Origin of the sequence: Bacillus sp. KICET-1 (genome assembly GCF_027721405.1) — a bacterium.
Taxonomy (GTDB): Bacteria; Bacillota; Bacilli; order Bacillales; family Bacillaceae; genus Bacillus; species Bacillus velezensis.
In genome coordinates, this window is the sequence record NZ_CP113515.1 from 1238036 (window position 1) to 1251361 (window position 13326).

Genomic DNA, 13326 nt, shown 5'->3' on the forward strand with positions numbered 1-13326 from the left:
CTTATAGTATACTGAATGAAGGACAATCTTGCATTTTTTAAAAAAGGGGATTTTTACATTTGGACAGATTTTTATATTATCCGCTGGAGCTTATGCCCTATGTCGTGATTACGCTGATCGTGGCATTTACGATGCATGAACTGGCGCACGCGTATGTCGCGTATCGGTTCGGAGACGATACCGCGGCGAGACAGGGCAGATTAACGCTCAATCCGATTAAACATCTTGATGTTTTCGGAACGATTCTAATTTTGGTCGCGGGTTTCGGCTGGGCCCGTCCGGTGCCGGTGAACCGCCGCGCCTTTAAAAGACCGCGGCTGGCGGGAGTGCTGGTTTCCGTCGCCGGGCCCGTAAGCAACCTGTTTCTTGCCTTTATCGGTTTCTTTTTGCTAGTGTTGATGCATGCTTACGGAATGGAGCTGCTTTCTGCATTCAGCATGGGGCTTGACCGCTTTTTCTCTATTTGGATTCAGCTGAATCTCGCGCTGTGTTTATTCAACCTGCTGCCGCTTCCTCCGCTTGACGGCTACCGGATTATTGAGGATCTCGTGCCGCCGCGGGTGCGCGCCAAAATGACTCAGTTTGAGAGCTACGGGATTATCGTGTTTCTCGTGCTGTTTGTAACACCGGTCGGCTCCTATGTCGTGTGGCCGCTGTTAAGCGAGGGGAGAGACTGGATTCTTAAGGTATTTGCCATTATATTTCAACCGCTTTTGTAGGAGGGTATTTTCATGGAAGAAAAAAAGAAGAAAACAATCGGATTTAATATTATTAAAAGTGATCCGACCGACGGACATGGCGGTTTCGGCGCCGGGTCGCTGAGCCTTGACAATATTTCTCCGGTATTTGTCGATGTGGAAGAGAAGGAAGCTTTCGTTGACATCGGCGCAATGCATGCCCGCAGTGTCGTTGAAAAAGGCATCAAATTCCTGCCGAACAAAGATGAAGTGCCGAACGGAAAACCGTACTGGCTCGTGTGGGTCACCATCGACAGAAAAGAAGAAGGCCCTTATTACGCGGGTGTGACGGCTTGTGAAATGACCGTGGACAGAAGTATCCGCAGAGGCTATAAGTCATTGCCGGAGCATGTGAATTTAATGGATAAATCAATGAAGCGCCGCATTATCGTGGACAAAATGGACGCCAGCTCAAAGCAGGTGCTTGCTGAATTTCTGCAGAAGCATGACCAAGGGCTCTGGGAACGTTCATCCGATGAATTGAAAACGGGTCTGCTTCCGGGCGAAAAATAATTTGTGAACTTTTTGTGAACTTTATAAATATTTGCACTATTTCGCAATTGTACTGAGTAAACTGTTGATACAGAATCAGGACATGGAAAGTCCCGAGCCGAACCAAGACTCGGGGTTTTTCATGTTTACGCGGAGGTTTCATCATGTTCACCGTCTTTGACATCGGGCCTTGGGTCATTGAAGCAGATACGGCGGAAACGAGAAAACAATATGAAAAATCATGGGCTGATCCCTGCGATTGCGGGAGCTGCCGGAACTTTTCCGAGGCGGTGAATCTCCTTCCCGCCGAGAAAACAAGATTGTTTAGGCAGTTTGGGATTCGTCCGGCTGTCTGTCACGATTTGGGGGAGCATGGAAAGGAAAACGGCCTGCATCATTATGCGGGCAGCTATCCGATTGTCGGCAGGCTTAGGGAAGGCTGGCCAAAGTTTCATATCGAGAGGGCGGGAGATATCCGCTTTTCGTTTTCATTGGCGAGTACAACATTTTTTATACCGAAGGGTTTTCCTGACCCTATTATCCATCTCGACTTTTCACTCTTGCTCCCATGGGTGCTTGAGGAAGACGCGGAGTAAAGCCCGGCGCGCAATGCACCGGGCTCAGTCTTTTTTGCCGAGCCACTTATCCCACCACTTTTTGCGCGGAGCTTCTTTACGGGCGGGGACGTGTTCCTTTTCTTTTTTAGACGGTTCCGGTCCGTAGCACACATCCGCGGGCTCTGTGCCTGCGATGAAATACGTATAATGCTTTGCGGCGCATCCGGGTCCGGAAGTGTAGCCGGAAGCGGGATCGATATAGACGCCCGTGACGCCCTTCGGCGGTTTAAGCGCTATTTCCGGTTCTCCTTCGAGCGCCTTCTCCATAAAGTCCGCCCAAATCGTCTTCGCATAGCTTTTTTCTTCTACTGAATCAATCGTGCTGCTTTTGTCATAGCCTGTCCACACACCGGCGGCAAGAGCGGGATTAAAGCCGATCATCCAGCTGTCTGCGCTGGTCGTGCCTGATTTACCGCCATAGGTTCGGGTCAGCCGGTCAGAAATGGTGCGTCCCGTGACGGAAGTATAGCCGTTTAAATCCTGATCAAACATGCCCGTCATCATGCTCGCCGTCACAAAAGCGGCTTTTTTATCAAGCGTCTGCTGATGTCCGCGCGGCTGTTCATACAAGACGTTGCCGGCGGTATCCGTCACTTTTGTGATAAAGGAAGGGGAGATTTGTTTTCCCCCGTTTGCGAGCATCGCATAGGCATTAACCATCTCAATCGGGCGCACGGGTTCAGTTCCGAGTGCCAGAGACGGAAGGGGCTTTAAATGTTCGCTGATGCCGAATTCCTTTGCCGCCGACACGAGCTTATTCATGCCGAGAAAGAGATGGGTCTTCACGGCATAGATGTTGTCTGATAACGCAAGCGCCTGAAGCAGCGTAATCGGTTTATTGGCGTAGTAGCCGTTGTAATTGCTTGGAGAATAGGTATCTCCGTTTTCGTCAATCTGGAACTCAGTGGCTTCGCTTTTCATCAGCGTGACCGGTGTAAAGCCGCTTTGAATCGCTTTGTAGTACAAAAGCGGCTTGATCGTGGAAGCCGGCTGCCGTTTCGCCTGTGTCGCCCGGTCAAACGGGCTTTTTTCGTAGTCACGTCCGCCGAGAAGCGCAAGCACGCGCCCTGTTGCCGGATCAATCGCGGAAAAGCCGACCTGAATGTCAGAGCCGGTACGGATCGTATGTGCCACAGTGTTTTCCGCGATCCGCTGCATGCGCTTATCAAGCGTTGTATAAACACGCAACCCGCTCGTTGCGAGCTGTTCACGCGTCATGCCGAGCTTTTTCTCGAGTTCTTTCATCGCATCGTCGTAAAAATAAGGCGCCGTTTTCGCTGCGGTTCTGTTTTTCAGCGGCTGATAGGCAAGCGGCGTTTTCTTAAGCCTTTCCGCCTTTTCTTTTGAGATCATTTTTTGTCCGGCCATCAGACGGAGAATGGTTTCCTGGCGCTGTTTGGCCTTCTTTTCGCTGACATATGGCGAATAGCCGGACGGGCCTTTCGGTATGCCCGCCAAAAGCACGGCTTCCGCATCGTTCAGATCTTTGGCGTGTTTGCCGAAATACAGGCGGGAGGCGGCTTCAATTCCGTATGCGCCGTGGCCGTAATATATCGTATTTACATAACCTTCTAAAATCTCGTTTTTAGAATAGTTCTGTTCAAGGCGGATCGTGTAAAATGCTTCGTTCCATTTTCGTTTCCATGTTTTATCATGCTCAAGGTAGAGATTTCTCGCGTATTGCTGGGTGATGGTGCTGGCGCCCTGAACCTTGGCCATTGCCTTTATGTCAGCCAGCGCGGCGGCGGCCATCCGCCGGTAATCAAAACCGTGGTGATTGTAAAAGTTTTGATCCTCCACCGCAATCGCGGCCTGCACTGCTATCGGATTGATATCTTTTAACCGGACCCAGTAGCGCTTTTCCCCGAAATCGGTCTCACCTAGCTTTGAGCCGTCATTTGCATAAAGAATCGTAGACTGAGGAACCCGGACGGAGGGGGCGCCCTGCCATTTCGCTGCAAGAAGAACGGATGTGAAGCAGACGCCGGCCAGCATTCCGCCGATCAGTGTCAGAAAGATGCAGGCGCGGATGATTTTGAGCGTGATTCTGAGCTGTTTTCCAGATACTTTATCCACTTTTGGGAACCCCCTTTTTCATGATTCTATTATTATGTGAAAAAAGGGGGTTTTTTAAACATATCCAACCGGACACTTCTTTACTTTTTCCCCTCCATCCTCTATACTTTTTCCTTAGGTGAAAATGAGATTTTAACCGGAATAAAAGCGATACAGACGCTTACAATAAATGAAATAAGCCTTGAAAGGGAGATGACAATTGAGCGAGCTTTGGTATACGGAGAAGCAGACGAAGAATTTCGGCATTACATTAAAGGTGAAACAAACATTACATACGGAACAGACGGAATTTCAGCATCTGGAAATGGTGGAGACAGAAGAATTCGGCAACATGCTGTTCTTAGACGGAATGGTCATGACTTCTGAAAAAGACGAATTCGTCTATCATGAAATGGTTGCGCACGTCCCGTTATTTACGCACCCGAATCCGGAAAACGTTCTCGTTGTCGGCGGCGGAGACGGCGGTGTCATCAGAGAGATTCTGAAGCACCCAAGCGTAAAAAAAGCAACGCTTGTCGACATTGACGGCAAGGTTATTGAATACTCTAAAAAATTCCTTCCGTCCATTGCGGGCAAGCTTGATGATCCGCGCGTCGACGTGAGAGTCGATGACGGTTTCATGCACATCGCGAAATCAGAAAATGAGTATGACGTCATCATGGTTGATTCAACAGAACCGGTCGGACCGGCCGTCAATTTGTTCTCAAAAGGCTTCTATGCCGGAATTTCCAAGGCGTTAAAAGAAGACGGCATCTTCGTCGCGCAGACGGACAACCCGTGGTTTACACCGGAACTGATTACAAACGTACAGCGTGACGTGAAAGAAATCTTCCCGATCACCCGTCTGTATACGGCTAATATCCCGACGTACCCGAGCGGCCTGTGGACATTTACGATCGGTTCTAAAAAGTACGATCCGCTTGAAGTGGAGGACAGCCGTTTCTTTGACATCGACACGAAATATTACACGAAAGAGCTTCACAAAGCGGCATTTGTTCTTCCGAAATTTGTGAGCGACTTAATCAAATAAAAACGTACGGCGCAGGAGCGAATCTTGCGCTTTTTTACAGGAAAGCGAGGGTATTATTGATGAGATTTGATGAAGCTTATTCAGGAAAAGTATTTATCGCGAGCCGCCCCGACTGGAAAGAGGCGGACGCCATCCTTTACGGCATGCCGATGGATTGGACGGTCAGCTACCGTCCGGGTTCACGGTTCGGCCCGGGGAGAATCCGCGAGGTGTCTATCGGTCTTGAAGAATACAGCCCGTACCTCGACCGTGACTTGGCTGATTTGAATTTCTTTGACGCCGGAGACATTCCGCTTCCGTTCGGCAATCCGCAAAGAAGCCTTGATATGATTGAAGAATACGTGGACGGCATCTTAGAAAAAGGCAAGTTCCCGCTCGGCATGGGAGGGGAGCACCTTGTATCATGGCCTGTCATAAAAGCCATGTATAAGAAGTTTCCGGACCTTGCCATCATTCATTTTGACGCGCACACCGACCTGCGCACGGATTATGAAGGCGAACCGCTTTCCCACTCTACTCCGATCCGCAAAGCGGCCGAGCTCATCGGGCCGCAAAACGTATTTTCATTCGGCATCCGCTCCGGAATGAAGGAAGAATTTGAATGGGCGAAAGAAAACGGCATGCACATTTCTAAGTTTGAAGTGCTTGAGCCGTTGAAAAAAGTGCTGCCGCAGCTTGCGGGACGCCCGGTTTATGTCACGATCGATATCGACGTTCTTGACCCCGCTCATGCGCCGGGAACGGGCACGGTTGACGCGGGAGGCATCACGTCTAAAGAATTGCTCGCGTCCATCCATGAAATCGCGCGCTCAGAGGTCAGCGTAAAAGGCGCCGACCTCGTAGAAGTGGCACCGGTCTATGACCACTCAGAACAAACCGCAAACACGGCAAGCAAGATGATCCGTGAAATGCTGCTTGGGTTTGTGAAATAGAAAGAAGAAAACCCGGAATAACAGGGCAGAAGCAGCCTTTGTTCCGGGTTTTTTGTAATAGATATTAAAACACTCGAGGGGATTGTCCCCGCAAACCTAAAATGAAATCTTTCATAATAAATTCAAATCATGGCGCGTTCAGAAACATAATAATGAGGAGTTAAGCTATTCATTATCCCTGCTGATACTAATATCGTACTCACAGCAAAACAGACTATAAGTAATTTATACTTCAATTTCATATAAATTCACTCCTCCTTCGATCTGCTGTCTGGCTTCTTCAACTTTTAAAAAGTAGACAGAAGCTTTTTTATATTCTTCTTTTGTGTAATAATATTTAGCTACATCAAGGGCTAATTCCTCAATATCAGCATACATCAGTTTACTTTCAAGAAAATGCAGACAATCGTTTATTAATGTATCTCTTGGATCCGGCATATATAAATATTCCAAAAATTTAAATTTTTCCTCGTAAATTATATCATCTATTTCCTTACATATTGAGATACCTTTTTTATGATAATCGTACGCATTATCTATATTTTCTAACTTAAAATAAATCTGTGTAAGTAAGAAGTAGGGCTGCGGAAGTGAATGGCTCATTTGAGCTTTTTCAAAAACAGCTATGGCTTCTTTTAAATGGGGAATAGCCTCGACTTTATTGTTTTGATTATTATGGCATAAAGCGATGTTAAAAAGTGTTCTCCCCATTAATTGCGGCTGCTGCTCCAATTCAGCCATCGTATATGCCTTTTGAAAGTGGGAAATCGCGTGATCGTATTGCTTTACATCAAGATAATTAGCCCCAAATAAAGAATGGCACTGGGTTAATCTAATATTGTATTTTTTTTCATCTTTATAAATTAAATAAGCCTGCCGCGCATAATCCATCGATACATAAGTTTGTTTCATATAATAATAGACTTCTGACATTTTAAAGTAAAATTCAGCTTTTTCTATATGATCTTTAACGTACGTCAGTTTGCTTTCAGCTTTCTTAAAAAACTGAATCGCTGAAAGATATTCACGGCATTCCAGCTCATACATCCCCCGGAAAAAATTAAAATAATAATCAAGCCGTCCGGTCAGCCGGGCCTGCTTTTTATCAATATCCGCGAGCAGATCCGATAGTCTCGGCTGTTCTTCTATCCGCTGCGATTCCAGCGGTTCGAGGTATTCGAGCATCAGATTGTGGCGGAATTCCATGAGAGAATAGTACAGATGAAGATCCTGATCTTCTTCCAGGCCTGCAAGCTCTTCTTTGATTTCTCTCCGCAAGTACTCGGCGTCCGGGATGCTGAACCTTCGAATGTACATATACCATTCGTTGATTTTTTCTCCAACCGCTGAAGACGATAAAACACTCGCCACTATTCCGAATCCCTCCCTTCCACGTTATGTATATGACATATTTTATCATTTTCATTCGGAAGGATAGCGCAAAAATACCGCAAACTTTTCCCCTTTGACAAAGCCGTCCGCCGAAGGAACCGCATTTTTCCCGCAGCCCGGGATTTCCGGTTTTTTCATTTTCCTTAAAAATCATGTTTATCTTCAAAACCAATCAGCAAAGATGGTAAGATAGGAGGAAGCGGTTGAACTTTTTCCCTTGAAAACTTATACTATTCAGGTTAAGCGGGATGATGAAAAGGAAGTGTCAGCATGAGACAGGAGACACCAGTAGCCATTCATGTGCAATCATTCATACACAACGGCTCAGAAGAAGAGTCGGTTGAATTTACATCGAGTGGATTCTATTACGTGAGAAACGGCAAAACGTATCTTTCCTATCACGAAGAGCATGATTTGGGCAAGATTAAAACGGTCGTCAAGATTACAGAAAAAGAGATTCTCGTGATGAGATCGGGCGCCATCCAAATGAAACAGCGGTTCATTCCGGGGGCATCGACACTCACTCAATATAAACTGCCGTTCGGACAAATGGAGCTCCGTACGGAAACAAAAAACATACAAGCTGATGTCGGCGGTTCGGAAGGCTCCGTCAAAATGACATATAACATGACTGTAGGCGAAAACCAAGAACATGTACATAACATGACGATCCAATATAAGGAGGAAACAAAGGCATGAATATTGCGGAACAAATGAAGGACGTGCTGAAGGAAGAGATCAAAGCGGCCGTTCTGAAAGCGGGCCTGGCGGACGAAAGCCAGATTCCAAGCGTACTGTTAGAAACGCCGAAAGACAAAACACACGGTGATTATTCCACAAACATGGCGATGCAGCTGGCGAGAATCGCAAAAAAAGCGCCGCGCCAAATCGCTGAGGAGCTCGTGGCGTCATTTGATAAAGGCAAAGCTTCCATTGAAAAGATGGATATTGCGGGGCCCGGCTTTATCAACTTTTACATGAACAACAGCTACTTAACAAAACTGATTCCGTCCGTGCTTGAAGCGGGTGAACATTACGGAGAGACAAACATCGGACAAGGCGAAAAGATTCAGGTCGAATTCGTATCGGCCAACCCGACGGGAGATCTTCACTTAGGCCATGCGCGCGGCGCGGCGGTAGGTGACGCGCTGTGCAGCGTGCTTTCTAAAGCGGGCTATGATGTGAGCCGTGAATACTATATTAATGATGCGGGCAACCAGATTAACAACCTGGCGCTTTCCGTTGAAGTCCGTTATTTTGAAGCGCTCGGCCTCGAGAAACCGATGCCGGAAGACGGTTACCGCGGCGAGGATATTATCGCCATCGGGAAAAAGCTTGCCGAAGATTTCGGCGATCGTTTCGTACATGAAGAGGAGAGCGAACGTCAGGCGTTTTTCCGTGAATACGGCTTAAAGTACGAGCTTGATAAACTTCGCTCCGACCTGGAAAATTTCCGCGTGCCGTTTGACGTATGGTATTCTGAAACGTCACTGTACGAAAACGGAAAAATTGATCAGGCGCTCGAGGCGCTTCGCGAAAAGGGCCATGTATACGAAGAGGACGGCGCGACATGGTTCCGCTCCACAACGTTCGGCGACGATAAAGACCGTGTGCTGATCAAAAAAGACGGCTCATACACTTATCTGCTGCCGGATATCGCATACCATAAAGACAAACTTGACCGCGGATTCGACAAGCTCATCAATGTATGGGGCGCGGATCACCACGGGTATATTCCGCGTATGAAAGCGGCGATTGAAGCGCTCGGTTACAAGAAAGGCACATTGGAAGTTGAGATCATTCAGCTCGTTCATTTATACAAAAACGGCGAAAAAATGAAGATGAGCAAACGTACGGGGAAAGCCGTAACGATGCGCGACCTGATTGAAGAGGTCGGCCTTGACGCGGTCCGTTATTTCTTCGCGATGCGCAGCGCTGATACGCACATGGATTTTGACTTGGATCTTGCCGTATCCACATCTAACGAAAACCCTGTGTATTATGCGCAATACGCACATGCACGTATTTGCAGCATGCTTCGCCAAGGGGAGGAGCAGGGACTTAAACCGGCGGCAGATCTTGATTTCGGCCATATTCAATCAGAAAAAGAATATGACCTGCTGAAAACAATCGGCGGCTTCCCTGAGGCAGTGGCAGAAGCGGCGGAAAAACGCATTCCTCACCGTGTCACAAACTATATTTATGATCTGGCTTCCGCTCTGCACAGCTTCTACAATGCAGAGAAAGTCATCGATCCGGAAAATAAAGAGAAGAGCCGCGCGCGTCTCGCTTTAATGAAGGCGACGCAAATTACGCTGAACAATGCGCTTCAGCTGATCGGCGTATCCGCTCCGGAAAAAATGTAATGATGATCAAAGGACAAAGTCTTCGGGCTTTGTTCTTTTTTTTGCATATAAAGCGTGTGATGTAATTCACAATCCCGCACACTGAGTTTTTGTATGATAAGACTGATATTGAATCAGTGAAAGGGGCAAGCCGAATGATCAATCGTCAACATATTCAATTATCGTTGCAGTCATTAAGCTTAGTGGCAGGGTTTATGGTGTGGGTGCTGATTTCATCGCTCATTTCTCAAATGACATCAGATATTCATTTAAGCAAAGGCGAGATTTCATTGGTGACGGCGATTCCCGTTATTCTCGGATCGCTTCTCCGTATTCCTTTAGGATATTTAACGAACAGGTATGGCGCGCGGCTGATGTTTATGATCAGCTTCATCCTGCTTTTGTTTCCCGTATTTTGGATCAGTATCGCGGATTCTTTATTTGATTTAATTGCGGGCGGCTTTTTCTTAGGGATCGGGGGAGCGGTATTCTCCATCGGAGTGACGTCCCTCCCGAAATATTATCCGAAAGAAAAGCACGGTGTCGTCAATGGGATTTACGGTGCCGGAAACATCGGGACCGCCGTTACTACCTTTGCCGCGCCAGTTATCGCTCAAGCCGCGGGATGGAATGCAACCGTGCAGATGTATCTTGTTTTGCTGGCTGTTTTCGCATTACTGCACGTTTTGTTCGGCGACCGGCATGAGAAGAAAGTCAAAGTTTCCATAAAGACACAAATGAAAGCCGTTTACCGAAATCATGTGCTGTGGATGTTGAGCCTGTTTTATTTTATTACGTTCGGCTCCTTTGTCGCCTTTACCATCTATCTTCCGAATTTTTTGGTTGAGCATTTTGGGCTGAGCCCTGCGGACGCCGGTCTGCGGACGGCCGGCTTTATAGCGGTCTCTACGCTGCTCAGGCCTGTGGGAGGGTTTCTGGCAGATAAACTGAGCCCGCTCCGCATTCTGATGTTTGTTTTCGCAGGGCTTACGCTGTCAGGCGTCATGCTGTCATTCTCCCCGGCGATCGGCCTTTATGCGTTCGGATCGCTGACGGTGGCAGTCTGCTCAGGGATTGGAAACGGGACGGTATTTAAACTGGTGCCTTTCTATTTTTCGAAGCAAGCGGGGATTGCCAACGGTATTGTGTCTGCCATGGGCGGACTGGGCGGTTTTTTCCCTCCGCTGATTCTGGCAAGTGTATTTCAGGCGACAGGCCAATACGCGATCGGGTTTATGGCGCTTTCAGAGGTTGCGTTAGCCAGCTTTGTCCTTGTGATCTGGATGTATTGGCAGGAAAGAATGAAAACACATACGGAGAGAAACAGTCATAGCCTTGATTCATAATGATCCATTCACAAGATTGTTAATTTTTTCTGGGTGAGTGCAAATCAAGTCACGTTACAATATACATACGCAACGTGACTTTCTTCGAGGTGAGCTCATGAATATTCTCTCTGTCCGAAAATCTGATAAAGAACTTCTTTCCCGCGAACTGCATGAATTGCTGGAATCGATCAGTACGAAAAGGAAAATGAAAAAACACACGTATTTGTTTCAAGAAGGAATGGATGCAGAAGAGCTTTATCTGATTCAATCAGGACTCATTGAAATCGGCAAGCTGACGTCTGACGGAAAAGACCTGACACTTAGAATCTGCCAGAAACACGATATTGTCGGGGAATTGACGCTATTCACAGATGAGCCGAGATATATGCTCAGTGCGAAAGTGTTAGAGGACGGGGAGGTGCTCGTCATTAATAAAAACAAGCTGGAAAAGGAATTGATCCAAAACGGTGTTTTAACGTTTGAATTTATGAAATGGATGAGCACCCATCTGCGAAAAATCCAGTCTAAGATCAGGGATCTGCTTCTTCACGGCAAAAAGGGGGCGCTCTATTCCACCCTTATCCGCTTATCAAACAGCTACGGGGTGGAACGAAGCGACGGGATTCTGATTAACATTGTGCTGACAAATCAGGATTTGGCTAAGTTTTGCGCGGCGGCAAGGGAGAGCGTCAACCGCATGCTGGGAGACCTCCGCAAACAAGGGGTTATTTCGATAGACGAAACCGGAAAAATTATTTTGCACAAACGGGACTATTTACGATGTGAGATCGAGTGTGAAAATTGTCCGCTTGAGATCTGCAATATTGACTGAAAAAACAAGGGCAGCCGATGTCCTTGTTTTTCAGCTTGTGATACATATACACATGACGGCGAAAAAGAAGCCGGCATTTACGATTTCCAGAATGCCGATCGTTTTCACCGGCCAGTCTCTTCCATGAAAAAACCAGGCCCGCAGACTGCTTGGGATAAAAGCGAGAAACGCCCAGCCTGCCCCGAGAAGGGCCGATAAAAAGGGGAGCAAGAGGTGATATCCCCACGACCAGTAAGCAAACCTTCTGTTTTTTCTCTCCCTTATGACCGATTTCACATAAAAAGAACTCCCGACAAAAAATAAAGCGGATTGCAAGAATAGAAACCAAGCCCAGCCGTCAAGGATTCCCGTTCCCAGCCAGCAGCTCGCAAGCCCGCCCGAACAAAAGAACAGAACACCCGCAATATCATTCGTAAGCGCCCGTTCGTTTTTTCGGCGGGCATAATGCGTATGTATGAGAAACAGCGGCAATAAAAAAACGCCGATCCAGACGAGCTGCGGCTTATGAAAGACAGAAATGATCAAAAAGCAGCAGGCCGGAAAACCGTAATACCATATCCACTTTTGATAGGGCTGAAGCTGTTTCTTTTTCAAAGCGAGCGAAACGGGATAAACCGTCAAGTAAAGGAACAGCCAGCCCAAAAAGAGCGGAATATGCCAGAAAACCGGGCCTCCCTTGACCATGCCGAGTAAAAATGGAATCAGCAGCATCGCCCATGCGCCGTGCTGCTTCGGAATCATCGCTTTCATCGAAACCCTCCTTTTTATTTCATTATAAGTGCAAACACTCTCCTGATAAGTGACCTTTATCATACAAGCTGTGAAATACATCACTGCCGCGCGGGCTCAATCGGGCTACACTAAAGCTATCAATAGCACAGGAGGCTTTCCTATGAATCAGTGTGACTATTTATTATTTCTGAAACAACTTCCTATGTTTAATGAAGTGCCTCTGTCCATTGTCGAAACCTTGCTGAAAAACGGGACGTTTATCTGCGGCTCATCTGACCAATCTCCATCCTTTCTTCACTCACAATCCGTTTATATTGTATTAAAAGGCAATATCCGTTTTACGGACAGCAGGCTCCCTGAAGGGTCACAAACCGTTGCGCTGTGGGAAAAAGGCGATGTGTTTCCGATTGATGAAAAAGGCGGGCTCTCTTTATCGCCTTTTATCTCAGTCAATGCCTCACCGGATATTCTGGTACTCCATATTCCATATTCCGTATTTAAGCAAATGATGTCTTACCATCCGCGGCTGCAAATGAACTTTTTGGCGATGCTTCAGCAAAATGTCTTCTGTTCCTATCAGTTGTTTTTGCGGTATCTGCATACATCACGGGATGAAAACGCCGAACCCGGTTCTTAAACAGAACCGGTTTTTTTGATGACGCGGGCGTCCCTATATCGTTTGAAAATCCTTCCTGCTGCTCTGTGTGAACGTTTTGTGAAAAAAGCAGAGTGTGTGACATAGTTCACAAGGTGATGCGCCGTCTCTGTTTATAGTGTACATAGCATCACCTGACTCGGAAGGAGTGAACGATC

The 13326-nt window shown here is 47.1% G+C and carries 14 protein-coding genes; 10 read left to right on the forward strand and 4 right to left on the reverse strand.

Going from position 1 to position 13326, the window contains the following annotated elements; all coding sequences use genetic code 11:
• Positions 1 to 59 precede the first annotated feature (59 nt).
• The 3 genes from OVA33_RS06350 to OVA33_RS06360 all read left to right on the forward strand — a co-directional run bounded on the left by OVA33_RS06350 (position 60) and on the right by OVA33_RS06360 (position 1825).
• Positions 60 to 719 carry a site-2 protease family protein gene (locus OVA33_RS06350; RefSeq protein ID WP_060562415.1) on the forward strand — a complete coding sequence of 220 codons (660 nt, stop codon included), beginning with the start codon at positions 60 to 62 and terminating at the stop codon, positions 717 to 719.
• A 12-nt stretch (positions 720 to 731) separates the two neighbouring features.
• Positions 732 to 1250, forward strand: coding sequence for a YwhD family protein (locus tag OVA33_RS06355; RefSeq protein WP_015387555.1), 519 nt, complete (start codon positions 732 to 734; stop codon positions 1248 to 1250).
• A gap of 143 nt (positions 1251 to 1393) precedes the next feature.
• Entirely contained in the window at positions 1394 to 1825 is a 432-nt protein-coding gene (locus tag OVA33_RS06360; RefSeq protein ID WP_017418704.1) for a hypothetical protein, read from the forward strand.
• A gap of 24 nt (positions 1826 to 1849) precedes the next feature.
• Here the strand turns inward: OVA33_RS06360 and OVA33_RS06365 are convergent, their stop codons facing one another.
• Positions 1850 to 3922, reverse strand: coding sequence for a transglycosylase domain-containing protein (locus OVA33_RS06365; protein WP_106067806.1), 2073 nt, complete (start codon positions 3920 to 3922; stop codon positions 1850 to 1852).
• Positions 3923 to 4121: 199 nt separating this feature from the next.
• Here OVA33_RS06365 and speE point away from each other — a divergent pair, with 199 nt between their 5' ends.
• Together speE and speB are read left to right on the forward strand one after the other, a co-directional pair.
• On the forward strand, positions 4122 to 4952 hold the full coding sequence (gene speE / locus OVA33_RS06370) for a spermidine synthase (RefSeq protein ID WP_003151052.1): 831 nt from the start codon (positions 4122 to 4124) through the stop codon (positions 4950 to 4952).
• Positions 4953 to 5011: 59 nt separating this feature from the next.
• Positions 5012 to 5884, forward strand: coding sequence for an agmatinase (gene speB / locus OVA33_RS06375; protein ID WP_003151054.1), 873 nt, complete (start codon positions 5012 to 5014; stop codon positions 5882 to 5884).
• A gap of 122 nt (positions 5885 to 6006) precedes the next feature.
• Here the strand turns inward: speB and OVA33_RS06380 are convergent, their stop codons facing one another.
• Together OVA33_RS06380 and OVA33_RS06385 are read right to left on the reverse strand one after the other, a co-directional pair.
• A complete protein-coding gene (locus OVA33_RS06380; protein WP_017418707.1) occupies positions 6007 to 6126 on the reverse strand; it encodes a PhrC/PhrF family phosphatase-inhibitory pheromone in 120 nt (39 codons plus the stop codon).
• A complete protein-coding gene (locus OVA33_RS06385; RefSeq protein WP_017418708.1) occupies positions 6110 to 7255 on the reverse strand; it encodes a response regulator aspartate phosphatase in 1146 nt (381 codons plus the stop codon). Before OVA33_RS06385 ends, OVA33_RS06380 begins: the two co-directional genes overlap by 17 nt.
• Positions 7256 to 7546: 291 nt before the next feature.
• On the opposite strand from OVA33_RS06385, the gene OVA33_RS06390 reads away from it, so the two are divergent.
• From OVA33_RS06390 to fnr, 4 genes are all read left to right on the forward strand, one after another.
• Positions 7547 to 7975: a YwiB family protein gene (locus OVA33_RS06390; protein WP_014419128.1), complete on the forward strand. Its 429-nt coding sequence runs from the start codon at positions 7547 to 7549 to the stop codon at positions 7973 to 7975.
• Positions 7972 to 9642 carry an arginine--tRNA ligase gene (argS, locus tag OVA33_RS06395; protein WP_025649385.1) on the forward strand — a complete coding sequence of 557 codons (1671 nt, stop codon included), beginning with the start codon at positions 7972 to 7974 and terminating at the stop codon, positions 9640 to 9642. Before OVA33_RS06390 ends, argS begins: the two co-directional genes overlap by 4 nt.
• A 134-nt stretch (positions 9643 to 9776) precedes the next feature.
• Positions 9777 to 10967 carry a nitrate transporter NarK gene (narK, locus tag OVA33_RS06400; RefSeq protein ID WP_017418712.1) on the forward strand — a complete coding sequence of 397 codons (1191 nt, stop codon included), beginning with the start codon at positions 9777 to 9779 and terminating at the stop codon, positions 10965 to 10967.
• Between the two features lie 97 nt (positions 10968 to 11064).
• Positions 11065 to 11781 (forward strand): fumarate/nitrate reduction transcriptional regulator Fnr, encoded by a 717-nt coding sequence (fnr, locus tag OVA33_RS06405; protein ID WP_017418713.1) that lies wholly within the window; start codon positions 11065 to 11067, stop codon positions 11779 to 11781.
• 30 nt (positions 11782 to 11811) lie between these two features.
• Here the strand turns inward: fnr and OVA33_RS06410 are convergent, their stop codons facing one another.
• Positions 11812 to 12531 (reverse strand): YwiC-like family protein, encoded by a 720-nt coding sequence (locus tag OVA33_RS06410; protein WP_017418714.1) that lies wholly within the window; start codon positions 12529 to 12531, stop codon positions 11812 to 11814.
• A 142-nt stretch (positions 12532 to 12673) separates the two neighbouring features.
• On the opposite strand from OVA33_RS06410, the gene OVA33_RS06415 reads away from it, so the two are divergent.
• Positions 12674 to 13150: a cyclic nucleotide-binding domain-containing protein gene (locus OVA33_RS06415; protein ID WP_017418715.1), complete on the forward strand. Its 477-nt coding sequence runs from the start codon at positions 12674 to 12676 to the stop codon at positions 13148 to 13150.
• Positions 13151 to 13326: the final 176 nt, after the last annotated feature.